Annotated in this window: 13 protein-coding genes; 7 read left to right on the top strand and 6 right to left on the bottom strand. The window is 74.2% G+C overall.

Translation table 11 applies throughout. The features are described 5' to 3' along the window. From ABD671_RS15880 to ABD671_RS15865, 4 genes are all read left to right on the top strand, one after another. Window positions 1-1,086, top strand: a 1,086-nt coding sequence (locus tag ABD671_RS15880; protein WP_344734405.1) for an FGGY-family carbohydrate kinase, incomplete at its 5' end; no start/stop codon positions are given. A gap of 64 nt (window positions 1,087-1,150) precedes the next feature. After that, window positions 1,151-2,317 (top strand): xylose isomerase, encoded by a 1,167-nt coding sequence (gene xylA / locus ABD671_RS15875; RefSeq protein ID WP_344734404.1) that lies wholly within the window; start codon window positions 1,151-1,153, stop codon window positions 2,315-2,317. A gap of 53 nt (window positions 2,318-2,370) precedes the next feature. After that, window positions 2,371-3,585, top strand: a complete 1,215-nt coding sequence (locus ABD671_RS15870; protein ID WP_344734403.1) for an ROK family protein — start codon at window positions 2,371-2,373, stop codon at window positions 3,583-3,585. Further along, a complete protein-coding gene (locus ABD671_RS15865; RefSeq protein ID WP_344734402.1) occupies window positions 3,582-4,559 on the top strand; it encodes an aldose epimerase family protein in 978 nt (325 codons plus the stop codon). Before ABD671_RS15870 ends, ABD671_RS15865 begins: the two co-directional genes overlap by 4 nt. Here the strand turns inward: ABD671_RS15865 and ABD671_RS15860 are convergent. The 4 genes from ABD671_RS15860 to ABD671_RS15845 form a co-directional block, all read right to left on the bottom strand. Next, window positions 4,549-5,343: a 2-keto-4-pentenoate hydratase gene (locus tag ABD671_RS15860; protein ID WP_344734401.1), complete on the bottom strand. Its 795-nt coding sequence runs from the start codon at window positions 5,341-5,343 to the stop codon at window positions 4,549-4,551. The two genes, ABD671_RS15865 and ABD671_RS15860, sit on opposite strands and share 11 nt — an antisense overlap. Then, window positions 5,343-5,984, bottom strand: coding sequence for an alpha/beta hydrolase (locus ABD671_RS15855; protein WP_344734400.1), 642 nt, complete (start codon window positions 5,982-5,984; stop codon window positions 5,343-5,345). Before ABD671_RS15855 ends, ABD671_RS15860 begins: the two co-directional genes overlap by 1 nt. 55 nt (window positions 5,985-6,039) lie before the next feature. Then, window positions 6,040-7,923, bottom strand: coding sequence for a methyl-accepting chemotaxis protein (locus tag ABD671_RS15850; protein WP_344734399.1), 1,884 nt, complete (start codon window positions 7,921-7,923; stop codon window positions 6,040-6,042). 259 nt (window positions 7,924-8,182) lie between these two features. Continuing rightward, window positions 8,183-9,220, bottom strand: coding sequence for a PP2C family protein-serine/threonine phosphatase (locus ABD671_RS15845; RefSeq protein WP_344734398.1), 1,038 nt, complete (start codon window positions 9,218-9,220; stop codon window positions 8,183-8,185). A 115-nt stretch (window positions 9,221-9,335) separates the two neighbouring features. Between ABD671_RS15845 and ABD671_RS15840 the strand changes: the two genes are divergently transcribed. Genes ABD671_RS15840 through ABD671_RS15830 form a run of 3 tightly spaced genes read left to right on the top strand, consistent with a single transcriptional unit; the run spans window position 9,336 to window position 11,351 of the window. Next, window positions 9,336-10,340: an SDR family NAD(P)-dependent oxidoreductase gene (locus ABD671_RS15840; RefSeq protein ID WP_344734397.1), complete on the top strand. Its 1,005-nt coding sequence runs from the start codon at window positions 9,336-9,338 to the stop codon at window positions 10,338-10,340. Between the two features lie 49 nt (window positions 10,341-10,389). Continuing rightward, a complete protein-coding gene (locus ABD671_RS15835; protein ID WP_344734396.1) occupies window positions 10,390-10,872 on the top strand; it encodes a glutathione peroxidase in 483 nt (160 codons plus the stop codon). Further along, window positions 10,872-11,351, top strand: coding sequence for an SRPBCC family protein (locus ABD671_RS15830; protein ID WP_344734395.1), 480 nt, complete (start codon window positions 10,872-10,874; stop codon window positions 11,349-11,351). Before ABD671_RS15835 ends, ABD671_RS15830 begins: the two co-directional genes overlap by 1 nt. Before the next feature lie 211 nt (window positions 11,352-11,562). On the opposite strand, the gene ABD671_RS15825 is transcribed toward ABD671_RS15830, so the two are convergent. Then, window positions 11,563-13,896, bottom strand: coding sequence for an MMPL family transporter (locus ABD671_RS15825; protein WP_344734394.1), 2,334 nt, complete (start codon window positions 13,894-13,896; stop codon window positions 11,563-11,565). Between the two features lie 84 nt (window positions 13,897-13,980). Further along, entirely contained in the window at window positions 13,981-14,574 is a 594-nt protein-coding gene (locus tag ABD671_RS15820; RefSeq protein ID WP_344734393.1) for a TetR/AcrR family transcriptional regulator, read from the bottom strand. Window positions 14,575-14,666: the final 92 nt, after the last annotated feature.

Raw genomic sequence — 14,666 nt, 5'->3', positions numbered from 1 at the left:
GGCGGCCCGCAGGCGTGCGCCGACGAGATCGGTTCGGTGCTGGTCGCCTCGCTCACCGTCACCAAGCTCCGCTGGCTGCGCGACGCCGAGCCCGACGCCGCCGCCCGCGTGCACCGCGTGCTGCTGCCCCACGACTACGTCTCCCTGCATGCCGCCGCGCCCGGCACCACGCCCTTCACCGACCGCGGCGACGCCTCGGGCACCGGCTACTTCGACGCCGCGGCCGACGGCGGTGCCGGCGCCTGGCGTCACGACCTGCTCGCCGCCGCGCTCGGCCACGACGCCGAGCTCCCGCGCGTCGTGGCACCCGGAGCCGTCGCCGCCCGGACGCCGTCCGGGGCCGTCATCGCCGCCGGCACCGGCGACAACATGGGCGCCGCCCTCGGCATGGGTCTCGAACCCGGCGACGTGCTGCTCTCGGTAGGCACCTCCGGCGTCGCGAGCGCGGTGGGCACCGTGCCGGTGCGCGACGGCAGCGGCACGGTCACCGGCTTCGCGGACGCCGCCGGCGGCTACCTGCCGATGGTCACGACCATGAACGCCGCCGGCATCCTCGACCTCCAGGCCCGCTGGCTCGGGGTCGACCACGACGAGCTGGCCCGGCTGGCGCTGGAGGCCGCACCCGGCGCAAGCGGCGTCACCCTGCTGCCGTACTACGGCGGCGAGCGGACGCCGAACCGGCCCACCGCCCAGGGCACCTGGCACGGGCTGACCCCGGCCACCACCCGCGCCGACCTCGCACGGGCCGCGTTCGAGAGCCTGCTGTGCAGCCTCGGCGAGGCCATGGACCTGCTCGTCGCCGCCACGGGCGCACCGCCCCGGCGCGTGCTGATGGTCGGCGGCGCCACCCGCAGCCCCGCCCTGCGCGCCCTCGCCCCGGCGGTGCTCGGCCGCCCCGTCGCCTTCCCGCCCCCGGGCGAGTACGTCGCCCTCGGCGCCGCCCGGCAGGCCGCCTGGGCGCTCGCCGGCACCGACGCCCCGCCGTCCTGGCCGCTGCCCGGCCTGGAGACCGTCGAGGCCGAGCCGACCCCCGGCGTCCGCGCCGCCTACGCCGCGCTGCGCGAGCGCACGGCGTCCTGGACCTGAGGTCCGCACCCGATCCCGCAACCGGCACCGACACCACCCGACCAGCCAGACGAGAGGCACCACCATGGCCATCCAGATCCCCGCCCCGACGCCCGAGGACCAGTTCTCCTTCGGCCTGTGGACCGTCGGCTACGCCGGCCGCGACCCGTTCGGCGACGCGACCCGCCCCGCCATGGACCCGGTCTACGCCCTCGAGCAGCTCGCCGCGATCGGCGCCTACGGCGTCAACTTCCACGACGACGACCTCATCCCCTTCGGCTCCGACGACGCCGAGCGCGACGCGATCATCGCCCACTTCAAGCAGGGCCTCGAGCGCACCGGCCTCGCGGTCACCACCGCCACCACGAACCTGTTCACCCACCCCGTCTTCAAGGACGGCGGCTTCACCAGCAACGACCGCGACGTGCGCCGCTTCGCGATCCGCAAGGTGATGCGCAACCTCGACCTCGCCGCCGAGCTCGGCGCGAAGGTCTACGTCTGCTGGGGCGGACGCGAGGGTGCGGAGTCGGGTGCCTCGAAGGACGTCGCCGCCGCGCTGAGCCGCTACCAGGAGGCGTTCAACGTGCTCGGCGAGTACGTCGTCGACCACGGCTACGACCTGCGGTTCGCGATCGAGCCCAAGCCCAACGAGCCCCGCGGCGACATTCTGCTGCCGACGATCGGCCACGCGCTCGCGTTCATCGAGACCCTCGACCGGCCCGAGCTGGTGGGCCTCAACCCCGAGATCGGCCACGAGGAGATGGCTGGGCTCAACGCGGCCGCCGGGTACGCGCAGGCGCTGTGGCACGGGAAGCTCTACCACATCGACCTCAACGGCCAGAACGGTCCGAAGTTCGACCAGGACCTGCGTTTCGGCGCCGGCAACGTGCGCGGCGCCTTCTGGGTCGTCGACACGCTGCTCCAGGGCGGCTACGACGGCCCGGTGCACTTCGACTTCAAGCCGGCCCGCACCGAGTCCGACGCCGGCGTGTGGGTCTCGGCGAAGGCGTGCATGGACAACTACCTCATCCTGCGGGAGAAGGTGAAGGCGTTCCGCGCCGACCCCGAGGTCGCCGACGCCCTGGCCGAGGCGAAGGTCGCCGAGCTCGCCGTCCCGACCCTGGCCGAGGGCGAGACCTGGAAGGAGCTGGCCGCCTGGCCGCTGCCCGACGTCGAGGCCATCGCCGCGCGCGGTGCCGGGTTCGAGCGGCTCGACCAGCTCGCGCTCGAGCACCTCTACGGTGTCCGCTGACCTGACCTGACCTGATCCGGGCTCGCCCGAACCGACCTGAGAAGGGGACGCCGGTGGCCGTCGGCACCGACCAGCTGCGTCGCGACAACGTCGCGGCCGTGCTGCGCTCGTTGCGTGCCGACGGCCCGGCGACCCGTGCCGAGCTGGCGGTGCGCACCGGTCTGGCCAAGGCCACGGTCGGCGCGATCGTCGCCGACCTCGAGGGCGCCGAGGCCGTCGCGGAGGGCGCGGCGCGTGCCGGTGCCCGCGGCCGTCCCGGGCGTCCCGTCGAGCTGCGCGGACGACGCCACCTCGGCCTCGGCCTGGAGCTGAACGTCGACTACGTCGCCGCCGTGGTGCTCGACCTGGCCGGCGAGGTCGTGCAGGTCGAGACCCGCGCGGCGACGCCGTCCGACCGCGAGCAGCGCCTGCTCGAGCTGGCGCGCGGCTGCCTCCACGCCCACCCCGACGCCCGGTGGGCCGGCGTCTCCCTGGCGGTGCCGGGCCTGGTGCGCAGCGACGAACGCACGGTCGCGTGGGCGCCCAACCTCGGGTTGGACGACGTCGACGTGGCCGCGCGGGTCGAGGCGGGGCTCGCCGGCACGGCCGCCGCACGATGCGCGGTGCGGGTGGCCAACGACGCGAACTGCGCCAGCCTGGCCGAGCTGCACCACGGCGCCGCCGCCGGGGTGAGCCACGCGCTCTACCTCACCGGCACGGTCGGCATCGGAGCCGGCATCGTCGTCGGCGGCGAGCTGATGCGCGGCGCCGCCGGCTTCGCCGGGGAGGTCGGCCACATCCCGGTCGGCGACCCCGAGGCGCCCTGCGGATGCGGGCGCCGCGGGTGCTGGGAGGCCCAGATCGGTCTCGCGGCGCTCGTGCCCGAGCACCTCGGCTCCGCCGACTCGGCCGACCCGTCCGACCCGTCCGGCTCGGCCGCCGCCGACGACCGCAGCCCGCTCGCCCTCGCCGAGGACCTCGCGGCCCAGGCCGCCGGCGACCCGTCGGCCGCCCAGCGCCTGACCCGCCTCGGCAGCGACCTCGGCCTCGGACTCACGATCCTCGCCGGCGTGCTCGACCCCCATGTCGTCGTGCTCGGGGGCTACTTCGTGCCGCTGCTCGACCACGTACTGCCCACCGCGCGCGCCGTCCTCGACGAGCGGCTCGGCTCGCGGGCGCAGGTGCGTCCCGAGCTGCGCGGCAGCGTCCTCGGCGTCCACGCCGCCGCGTTGGGCGCCGCCGAGCAGTCGCTCGACCGGCTCCTCCTCGACGGCGATCTCGCCTCGTGAGCGGCTCCCCGCGCGACCTCGTCGTCCTCCGCGATGGCGACCTCGAGGCGCAGATCGCTCCGCTGGGCGCCCGGCTCCACCGGCTCCGCGCCCGTGGCACGCCGGACGACGCAGGACTCCGCGCCTGGCACGACCTCGTGCTCCACCTGCCCGACGACGACGCCTACCTCGGCCACGACGGCTACCTCGGCGCCACCGTGGGCCGGGTCGCCAACCGGATCGCGCGTGGCGAACTGCCGCTCGACGGCATCGTGCATCGCCTCGCCACCAACGACCGCGGCGCCACCCTGCACGGCGGCCCCGACGGCTTCGACCGACGGCGCTGGGAGATCGGCGTCCGCACCGACACCGCCGCCGAGCTGCACCTGCTCAGCCCGGACGGCGACCAGGGCTTCCCCGGCGAGGTCCGGGTCACCGCGCGGTTCGCGATCGACGGCGGCGCGCTGCACACGACCTACTCGGCCACGACCGATGCACCGACCGCGCTGGCCCTCTCCAGTCACGCCTACTACCGCCTCGGCGGCGCCGATGCGCGCGACCACGTGCTCACGGTGCCGGCCTCGGGCTACCACCCGGTCGACGGCACCGGGATCCCGACCGGGGCGACGGCTCCGGTCGCGGGCACGGCCTTCGACCTGCGCGGCGGCGTGCGCATCGGCGACCTCGCCGATCGGCTCGGCGGCCTCGACCACGATCTCGTCGTCGACGGCGTCGTCGATGGCGACGGCCTGCGGGAGGTGGCCCGCCTCGAGGCGCACGGGTGGCGGCTGGTGCTCACCAGCGACCAACCGGGGCTCCAGGTCTACACGGCGGCCGGGTTCGACGGCCGACCGTTCCCGCCCTACGCGGGCGTCGCCCTCGAACCGCAGCTGCCGCCGGACGCCGTCCACCACCCCGGCTGGCCCTCGCCGCTCCTGCGGCCGGGGGAGACCTACCGGTGGCGGTCGATCACGCGGGTCGAGCTCACGGGCTGACCGCGCCCACCGCGCCCAACAGGTCCACCACGATCTCCCCGAGACCGTCGACGACCAGCCGGTACCGCCGCCCGGCCGTGAGCGGGACGGCGTCGGTGAGCGCCCCGGCGAGCACGAGCGATCCGGCCGGGAGCATCGTGCCCCGCCGACCGAGGTGCGCGCTCAGCTCGACCAGCGCCAGCCACGGATCGCCGAGCACGGCCGCACCGGTGGCCTCGTGCTCGAGCACGCCGTCGACCTCCACCCGGCAGGCCAGGGACGCCAGATCGAGGTCGCCGACCGGTCGGGGCTCGCCGAGCAGCACCCCGGCCGCGCTGGTCGCGTCGGCGAGCACGTCGGGCAGCCGGAACCGGTAGCCGGTGAAGCGGGAGTCGAGGATCTCCGCGGCCACCAGCACCGACGCGACGACCGTCGGCGCGTCGGCGCGGGTGAGCCCGCCACCGAGATCGACGGCGGTCACGAAGGCGATCTCGGGCTCGATGCGCGGCTGCACCCAGGAGTCCAGACGCCGGGCGACCTCGCCGGTGGCGAGCAGGTGGGCGTCGGTGAGGAAGCCCACGACGGGGCGGTGCACCGCCATCCGTTCCTGCTTCGCGGCGCTGGTCAGGCCCAGCTTCATCCCGATCGACCGTTCCCCGGCGGCGAGTCGATCGGCCAGGTCGAGGTCCTGCACGGCATAGCCCCACGCCTCGTCGAGGTCGGGATGTGTGTCGGTGAAGGGGTCGATCGTGCGGCGCTCGCGGCGGGCGGCGGCGAGCGCGACGACGGCGTCCCGGGTGTCCATCACCGCTCCCCGCCGGTCGCGATCCGCGCAAGCCAGGCTGCGAGGACGGCGACCGTCGCCGGCGTCAGCTCGTGGCCGCCGGGGTCGAGATGGGAGGTGACCCGCGCACCTGAGACGCCGTCCGCGAGGTGGTGCCAGGTGCGGTCGAGCAGGTCGCCGGGGATGACGGCGTCCCGGGCGCCGCGACTGACCAGCACCTCGACGCCGTCCAGGGCACCGGGCTCGACCGGCAGCCCCGCATCGAAGGGCAGCGTGCCGTGCAGGACGGCGACGCCGGCGAACCGGGTCGGGTCGTCGAGCACGAGCCCGCCCGCGAAGGCGGCGCCGCCGCTGAAGCCGACCAGGACGACGCGGCGCCGGGGCAGGGCGTCGAGCCACTCCCGGAACCAGTCGAGGTGGAGCCGCAGGGACGCCGGCACCGGGCGGCCGATGCCCCGGTTGGCGAACCACGCGTAGCCGCCGCCCTCGGCGATGGGCGCGCGCACCGCCACGACGTCGAGGCCGCCGGGCAGGGCGGCCGCGAGCGGCAGGATCTGCTGCTCGTCGGAGCCCCGCCCGTGCAGCAGCACGACGAGCGGCCGATCGTCGCGGTCGAGCCGCGTTCCGGGTGCCGTGGCGAGGACGACCTCGGGCGCTGACATAGTTCAGCATTCAACCACATGGCGCCCGCCGGTCGACCCCTCAGGCCCGGAACCCTCAGAACCGGAAGGCGCCCACCAGCTCCTCCAACGTCGTCCCCATCTGCGCCATGTCGCCGAGCGCGTCGCGGGTGCGGCGGGTGCCCTCGAGGGTGGACGCCGCGGCGCCGACCACGTCGGTGACGTCGCGGGCGATCTGCTCGGCGCCCTCGGCGGCCTCGCTCACCGAGCGGGCGATCTCGTTCGTGGTGGCCGTCTGCTGCTCGACCGCGGAGGCGATCGAGGTCTGGAGATCGCTGATCCGGCCGATCACCTCGGCGATGCGCGCGATGGAGGTGGCCGCCTCGGCGCTGTCGCCCTGGATCGCCTCGACCCGGCGTCCGATGTCCTCGGTGGCCCGCGCGGTCTCCTTGGCCAGCTCCTTGACCTCGCCGGCGACGACCGCGAACCCCTTCCCGGCGTCCCCGGCGCGCGCGGCCTCGATGGTCGCGTTGAGCGCGAGCAGGTTGGTCTGACGCGCGATCGAGGTGATCAGTTTGAGCACCTCCCCGATCTCGGTCGAGGACTCCCCGAGGCTCGCCACGGTCGTGCGTGCCCCGGTGGCGGCCTCGACGGCGGTGGCGGCCACGGCCGCGGCCTCGGTGGCGCTGTGGGCGATCTCGCGGATCGAGGCCGTCATCTCCTCGGCCGCCGCGGCGACGGAGGAGACCGCCGCGCTCACCTCCGCGGCCGAGGTCGACGCCGAGCGTGCCCGCTCGTCGGTGAGTCCGGCGTCGGCGGCCATCGAGCCGGCCAGTCCGCCGAGGTGCGCGCCGGCCTCGCCGAGCCCGGTCGTCGTCTCGGCGAGCCGACCGAGCGCGCTGCGCTGCTGGGCGAGCATGGCGTTGAACGCCACGGCGATCGCGGTGGCCGGGTCCTCCTCGCCCGCGAGCTCGAGATCCTGGCTGAGATCGCCCTCGGCGGCGCGCTCGACGGCGGCGAGGATCTGCTGCACCCGCATCGCGATCTGCATCCCGCGGCGCCGGTCCTCCTCCTCGCGGGCCAACCGCTCGATGCCGTTGCTCACCAGGCGGCCGACGGTGCGCAGCACGTCGAGGCGTCGTTCGGAGAGGTGCACGGTCTCGGTGGTGAGGAAGTCCATGGTGCCGATGACGACGCCGCCGTGGGTGATCGGCAGGCACACCCCGGAGCGGATGCCGAGGCGGTGCGCCACCGGCGCCCGCACGCAGTCGGTCATCGCCCCGAGGTCGGCGGTGTGCACCAGGTCGCGCGCCGCCCAGGCGCGCCCGGCCAGCCCCTCGCCCTCGGCGAAGGACGCCGTCCGGGTCAGCTGGGCGAACTCCGGGCTCACCGTGCCGGACTCGGCGGCGCAGTGGAGGCGACCGTCGTCCTCGATGCGCCAGAACGACCCGTAGGCCCAGCCGAACTCCTCGCGCACCCGCTCGATCGCGGTCAGGACGGCGGCGTCGGCGTCGACGGCCGCGGCGACGCCGACCTCCACGCGGTTGGCGGCGGCGGCGTCCCGCTCGCCGGCGATGCGTTCCTCGTCCTGGCGCACGCGGTCGGTGACGACGTCCCACACGGCCATCGAGCCGACGACGACGCCGGCCCGGTCGCGCACGGTCGTCACGGTCAGCTCCAGCACCTCCGGGCCGACGTCGATGAGCGCCCGGCGGGGCAGGGCGGAGGTGTCGGCGAGGATCCTGCGCTGGTGCTGCGGGTGGCGGTGGAAGACGTCGAGGCTGCTCCCGAGGACGGCGGTCGCCGGCACGGGGAGGTGCGCCTCGACCCGCTGCAGCGCGCGTTGCGAGGCGGCGTTCAGGTAGCGGATCACGAGGTCGGTGTCGGCGATCATCACCGGCGTGGGCAGTTGGTCGTAGGCGTGCGCGAAGTCCTCGGTGTCGAGGGCGGCGGCGGATGCCGCGAGAAGGTGGACGGACATCATCGGTCTCCGGTTTCTGCAGGGACGGATGCCGTCGGCTGGGGCGGGCCGGCGTCCTCCCATCGCGCCCCGCAGCCGGGCCCTGACCGGGCAGGACCTTCTCCGCTCGCGCCGGTGGCAGGTGTCCTGATCCGGTCCGGGACAGTAGGCACGCGCCGGGGCGGTGACGGGACGGCGGTTGTCCCGCGCGTCCCACGGCCCTCCGATCTCGGCCGGGCCCGGCCGGTGCCGACTGGGCCGGTCCGCGGTCAGGTGGGGGTCAGGCGCGGTTCTCGGCCAGCAGGAGGGCGAGGTCGTCGGTGATGCGGCGTCCGCCGTGCCGCCGCAGCGCGCCCACGAGGGTGTCGAGTGCCTGGTCGAGGGTGCCGGAGGCGAGGCCGGCCGCATGCTCGGTGAGGGGGAAGAAGGCGCCGGTGCGGTCGCGCTGCTCGATGAGGCCGTCGGTGAAGAGGAGCAGCCGCGCGCCCCGGTGCCACGGGTGCTCGGTGACGACCGGGTCGGCGCCCAGGCCCAGCGGCAGGGTGACGTCGTCGCCCTCGAGCGCCCGCGGGTCGGGGTCGACGAGCACCGGCGACGGGTGGCCGCAGTTGACCAGGTGCACCGAGCCGTCGTGGAACTCCCCGACGATCGCGGTCACGAAGAGCTCGTCGGCGGGTTCACGGGCGACCATCTGGTCGATGCTGCGCGCCAGGGCGGCGAGGTCGGACTCGGTGAACGCGGCCTGCCGGAAGGCGCCGAGGACGGCGGCGGCGGTCTGCACGGCGTCCAGTCCCTTGCCGCACACGTCGCCCACGATCACCCGGACGCCGTAAGGGGTCGCCGCGACCTCGTACAGGTCGCCGCCCACCGCCGCGCCCTCGGTCGCCGAGACGTAGCGCGTGGCGAGGCCGACCGAGCCGATCGCCTCGGGAGCGGCCCGCAGCAACGCCCGCTGGGCGGTGTCGGCGATGACGGTCATCCGGGCCAGATGCGATTCGCGCTCGTCGCGCACGTAGGCGGAGACGACGGCCATCACGCACATCGCCGTCGCCGTGCCGCCTCGTAGGAGCATCTCCGGACTGTCGAGGAATCCGTGCCACGCCCCGCTGGCGATCAGCGCCGCCTCGGTCGCAGCGACCGTGACGACCGTCTGGCGCGCTCGACCCAGCACCGACGTCACCAGTGCGGCGGCGCCGAACGCCCCGGCGAACCGGAACGCCGCGACGTCGACGGCCATCAGGGCCAGCAGCGACAGCAGCCCCGCCACGACCGGGGGCGCGGTCAGATCGGCGCGCGTCGGTCGCAGGGAGGTGAGCACCGGGCGATCATGCCAGGCCACCCGGAGGGGTGGGCGCGAACCCGGCGCGAACCTGTCGGGTTCCTGTGAAGGACGTCGCCCGAGCCTCGCGCGGGCGCTGGCTACAGTCGAGGGCATGCCCGTGACCGCCCTCGTCGACGCCGCCCTCGACCGCTCGATCGTGGGCGGCTACACCCGCATCGGCAGCGCGCTGCGCCGGCGGTGGTGGCCCGCCGACCCCGAGCCAGGGTCTCTGCGCGGACGCCGCATCGTCGTCACCGGCGCCACCTCCGGCATCGGCGAGGCCGCGGCTTCCGGCCTGGCCCGCCTCGGGGCCACAGTGCACCTGCTCGGCCGCAACCCCGACAAGGTCGGCGCGAGCGCCGAGGCGCTGCGCCGGGCCCAGCCCGACGCCGAGATCGAGGAGGAGATCTGCGATCTCGCCGACCTCGACGCCGTCCAGGCGTGGGCCCTCGGCCTGCGCGACCGCGTCCCGGCCCTGCACGGCGTCCTGCACAACGCCGGGCTGATGACCCCCGAGCGCACCGAGACCGCGCAGGGTCACGAGGCCACGCTCGCCGTGCACGTGCTCGCGCCGCACCTGATGACGGCGCTGCTGCTCGACCCGCTGCGGGCCGCCCACGGCTCGAGCGTGGTGTGGATGAGCTCGGGCGGCATGTACGGCGCGCGCCTGCACGCCGACGACGCCGACGACCTGGAGTACCGCGTCGGCCGCTACGACGCCGTGCAGGCCTACGCCCGCACCAAGCGCATGCAGGTCGTGCTCGCCGACGCCTGGGCGCAGAGCCTGCGGGCGGCCGGCGCCGGCGACGTGCGGGTCGAGAGCATGCACCCCGGCTGGGTCGCGACCCCGGGCGTGAGCCAGCACCTGCCGACCTTCGAGAAGGTCACCCGACCGCTGCTGCGCGGCCCGGCGGACGGCGCCGACACGGCCGTGTGGCTGCTGGCGACCCGGCCGATGTCGCGGCCCGGCCACTTCTGGCACGACCGGGTGCAGCGCCCGACGACCTTCGGCTGGGAGCGGGGTCACGACCCGGTCGCCGTCGCCGCGCTCATCGACTATGTGGAGAAGGCCACCGGCGAGCCGATCGGCGTCCCCTCGCCGACCGATCGCGACTGATCGCGGCGAAGACCTGGGCGGGTTTCCGGGGGCCTGGCAGGCTGGGGGCATGACGTCCCTCGCCGACTTCTCCGCGACCTCGATCTCCGGTCAGCCCGTCGACCTCGCCGACTTCAAGGGTCAGGTCGTGCTCGTGGTGAACACCGCCTCGCAGTGCGGTTTCACGCCCCAGTACCAGGGTCTCCAGGCCCTGCACGATCAGTACGCCGAGCGTGGGTTCGCCGTCCTCGGCTTCCCGTGCGACCAGTTCGGCCACCAGGAGCCCGGCAGCGACAGCGAGATCGCGGGCTTCTGCGAGCGCAACTTCGGCGTCACCTTCCCGCTGTTCTCCAAGATCGAGGTCAACGGCAGCGGGGCGCACCCGCTCTACCAGTGGCTGCGCAAGGAGAAGTCGGGCCTGCTCGGCGGGAAGATCAAGTGGAACTTCACCAAGTTCCTCCTCGGCAAGGACGGCCAGGTCATCGGGCGCTACTCCCCGACCACCAAGCCGGAGAAGATCGCGGCCGACATCGAGAAGGCCCTCGCCGCCTGATGACCTCCTTCACCGCGTCGCGCACCGCCCACGCGGAGGTGCGAGCGCCGCGGGAGGACATCTGGGCGATCCTGGTCGACCCCTCCACGCTGGCGCCGCTGGTGCCGTTCGTGCGCTCCATCACCGCCCTCGAGGGCGGCACGCACTGGCACTGGCAGCTCTCGGGGCTCTCGGTCGCCGGACTGGACGTCGCCCCCGCCTTCACCGAGCGGATGACCTTCACCGAGCCCGAGCGCATCGAGTTCCGGCACGACCCGCCGGCGGGGACGACCGAGCGCGCCGGCGTCGTCGGCTGGTACGACCTCCAGGAGCTGCGGCCCGGCGTCACCGCGCTCGCGACCTCCCTCGAGATCACCCTCGATCTCCCGCTGCCCGGGCTCGCCCGGCCCGCCGTCACCCGCACGATGTCCGGCGTCGTGGCCCAGATGGGCGACCGGTTCGCCGCCCAGCTGCTGCGGCAGCTGGGCGTGGCGGGCTGAGGGCCGGGAGGAGTTTCCCCGGTCAGCCGGGGAAACTCCTTCCTGTCAGGCAATGCTTGCTGTGCCAAGCGGGAGTTTCCCCTGACAAGTCGCGGCCCGATCACGATCAAGCCGCTCCCGCAGCCGCCAGGACGACGTCCGGCCCTGTGGTCCGACGACGCCGAGGGCCCCGGGACGTTGTCCCGGGGCCCTCGTGTCGTGCGGCGGCCGATCAGCGCGCGGTGTCGACGCCCTCGCCGGACTCGGTCAGCGCGGCCAGCTCGGCGTCGAGCGCCTTGCCGGGGCGCTGCAGGTTCTCGCCCTCGACGTCGACGACCGGCAGGATGCGGTCGAGCCAGGCCGGCAGCCACCAGGCCTTCTCGCCCATCAGGTAGAGCAGGGCCGGGATGAGCACCATGCGCACCACGAAGGCGTCGAAGACCACCGCGATCGCCAGGGCGAAGCCCATCGACTTCACGATCGCGTCGTCTTGGAGCATGAAGGCCGAGAACACCGCGGTCATGATCGTCGCGGCGGCCGCGACCACCCGTGCCGAGTTGCGGAAGCCGTCGACGACGGCGTCGCGGGTCGACATGCCGTGCACGTGCGCCTCGCGGATGCGGGTCACCAGGAACACCTGGTAGTCCATCGCGAGACCGAAGACGACGCCGATGAGGAAGATCGGCATGAAGCTGACGATCGGCTGACCCTCCATGAGGCCGAACGCCCCCTTCTGGAAGACCGCCACGGTCGCACCGAGGGTGGCCAGCACCGAGAGCAGGAAGCCCAGGGTGGCCGTGAGCGGCACCAGGATCGAGCGGAAGACGATCATCAGCAGGATGAACGCCAGCCCGATGACCACCGCGAGGTAGATCGGCAGCGCGCTGCTGAGCCGGTCGGAGACGTCGGTGGTGATGGCGGTCAGGCCGGTGATGCCGGTGGTCGTGCCGGTGCGGGCCTCGATGCCCGCCTGGCCGTCGCGCAGGTCGAGCAGCAGCTGCTCGGTGGCCTCGTCGGCGGGACCGGTCGACGGGGTCACCAGGATCTGCGCACCGGTGCCGTCGGGGTTGGTGCCGGCGATCTGGGCGTGCGCGACGCCGTCCTGCCGGTTCGCCCACCTCGCGACGTCGGCGAAGGCCTGGCCGCGCTGCTTGGCCTCGACCGAGCGGGCGTCGACGACGACCAGCAGCGGTGCGTCGCGGCCGGGGCCGAAGGCCTCGGTGATGAGGTCGGAGGCCTTGCGCTGGGTGGTGTCGGAGGCCGCGGTGGCGTCGGTCGGGAAGGCGAGGAAGAGGTCCTTGACCGGTACGGCCAGTGCCCCGAGCGCGAGGACGACGAGCACGACCGCGGCCACCGGACGGCGTCCGACGACCCGGGCCCAGCGGACGCCGTTGTTCACGACGCGACCGGAGGCGTCACGGCTCGGGCGGTAGCGACGGACCGTGCCGCCGAAGGCCTTGGACTTCAGCAGGCCGAGGATGCCCGGCAGCAGGGTGAGCGCCACGAGGACGGCGATCAGCACGGTCGCCGCCGCGGCGAGGCCCATGGCGGTGAGGAACGGGATGCGCACGACGGCCAGCGCGGAGAGCGCGATGAGCACGGTCAGACCGGCGAAGACGACCGCCGAGCCGGCGGTGCCCACGGCGATGCCGACGGCCTCCTCGCGGTCGTCGGTCTCCTGCAGCTCGGTGCGGTAGCGGGCGAGGATGAAGAGCGTGTAGTCGATGCCGACCGCGAGGCCGATCATCGTGGCGAGGATCGGGGTGCTGGAGCCGATGTCCATGACGGCGGTCATGGCGGTGATGCCGAGCATGCCGAGTGCGACGCCGATGATGGCGGTGACGATCGGCAGACCGGCGGCCACGAACGAGCCGAAGGTGAGCAGCAGCACGATCAGCGCGACGCCGATGCCGATGAGCTCGGAGGCTCCGCCGACCTCGCCCTGGACCTTCGAGCCCGAGCCGTTGGCCTCGACGGTCAGGCCGTCGGCGCGCGCGGAGGCCATCGCGGCGTCGAGGGCGTCGATGGTCGATGCCTTCACGTCGGCCGGGGTGTCGACGTCCCAGGCGAAGCTGATGAGCCCGACCCGGCCGTCGGCCGAGAGCGGCGAGAGGTTGGCGGCGTCGGCGCGGGCCTCGTCGGGAGGCGTGCCGCTCTGCCGGGCCGACTTCAGGATCTGCGAGGTCTGGGTCTGCTCGGCCTGCACGGGATCGGCGATGGCGGCGGAGCCGGCCTCGCTCAGCTGCGGCAGCTTCTGCAGGCGCGCGACGAGCTGGTCGACCGAGCGCGCGACGTTCCGGTCGGCGAGCGTGCTGCCCTCGGGCGCGGCCACCACGACGGTGACGCCGGCCTGGTCGAAGGCGTCGACCGAGCCCGGGAACAGCTCCGCCTGGAGGTCCTGGGCCTTCTCCGAGGGGATGCCGGGGATGGTGAAGGCGTCGGTCATCGGCTTGCCGAAGCCGGCGGCGATGGTGCCGACGGCGATCAGAGCGACGAGCCAGGCGCCGATCGCGATCGGCCACCGCCGGTAGGCGGTGCGGCCGAGGCGGTACAGCAGTGTGGCCATGGTGGTGGTCTCCTGGTGGGAAGTGACAGGGCGCTGGTGGCGGGGTTCTGCGGGGCTGTGCGGGGTCGTGCGGGGTCGGGCGGGTCAGGTGAGCAGGGCGCGGGCCTGGTCGACGGCCTCCTCGAAGCGCTCCGCCAGGGGCGGGCCGTCGGGGTCGGCGGCCAGCGCGTAGGTGGCGACGTCGAAGAGGGCGGCCAGCACGCGGACGGCGAGCAGCGCGCGGTCGCTGCCGTAGGACTCGCCCTCGCGCTCGAGGATGTGGCCGACCATCTCGGCGGCCACGACCTCGAAGCGCTCGTGGGCGATGAGGATGAGGCGCGGGGTGGCGGCGAAGACCTGCTTGGCCAGCGGCAGCAGGTCGGCGCCGAAGTCGTCGCGCTCGAACATGGCCACGGCCAGCACGGTCATGTCGTCGACGAGGCGGCCGGTGGGGCCGCCGGCGCGGAAGACGGCCAGGGCGTCGTCGGGGAAGGCCGGCGGCTCGCCGAGGATGGCGTCGATCTTGCCGGGCACGTAGTTGAACAAGGTGCGGCGCGAGACCTCGACCAGTTCGGCGAGATCGTCCATCGTCCAGCCCTCGAGCCCGCGGTCGCGGGTCAGCTCGAGGGCCTGCTGGCGGATGCGCCGCAGGGTCTGCGCCTTCTTCGCCTCACGCAGGGAGATTGCACTCTCGGACATGTAGTGCAGTATTGCACTCCCGTTCAAGGAGTGCAGAATTGTGGCGCCGGTCACACCGTCCATCGGACGTGCCGCACCGGTCTGCGGACGCC

This window comes from Nocardioides fonticola (genome assembly GCF_039536805.1).
Classification (GTDB): Bacteria; Actinomycetota; Actinomycetes; order Propionibacteriales; family Nocardioidaceae; genus Nocardioides; species Nocardioides fonticola.
The sequence above is the reverse complement of the archived record's forward strand: the minus strand, read 5'-3'. Positions and strand labels throughout refer to the sequence as shown.

Excerpts from the sequence above, each read along its gene's own strand:
- xylA (WP_344734404.1), top strand. The coding sequence starts at position 1,151 with ATGGCCATCCAGATCCCCGCCCCGACGCCCGAGGACCAGTTCTCCTTC.
- ABD671_RS15860 (WP_344734401.1), bottom strand. The coding sequence starts at position 5,343 with ATGGACACCCGGGACGCCGTCGTCGCGCTCGCCGCCGCCCGCCGCGAG.
- ABD671_RS15855 (WP_344734400.1), bottom strand. The coding sequence starts at position 5,984 with ATGTCAGCGCCCGAGGTCGTCCTCGCCACGGCACCCGGAACGCGGCTC.
- ABD671_RS15850 (WP_344734399.1), bottom strand. The coding sequence starts at position 7,923 with ATGTCCGTCCACCTTCTCGCGGCATCCGCCGCCGCCCTCGACACCGAG.
- ABD671_RS15840 (WP_344734397.1), top strand. The coding sequence starts at position 9,336 with ATGCCCGTGACCGCCCTCGTCGACGCCGCCCTCGACCGCTCGATCGTG.
- ABD671_RS15835 (WP_344734396.1), top strand. The coding sequence starts at position 10,390 with ATGACGTCCCTCGCCGACTTCTCCGCGACCTCGATCTCCGGTCAGCCC.
- ABD671_RS15830 (WP_344734395.1), top strand. The coding sequence starts at position 10,872 with ATGACCTCCTTCACCGCGTCGCGCACCGCCCACGCGGAGGTGCGAGCG.
- ABD671_RS15825 (WP_344734394.1), bottom strand. The coding sequence starts at position 13,896 with ATGGCCACACTGCTGTACCGCCTCGGCCGCACCGCCTACCGGCGGTGG.
- ABD671_RS15820 (WP_344734393.1), bottom strand. The coding sequence starts at position 14,574 with ATGTCCGAGAGTGCAATCTCCCTGCGTGAGGCGAAGAAGGCGCAGACC.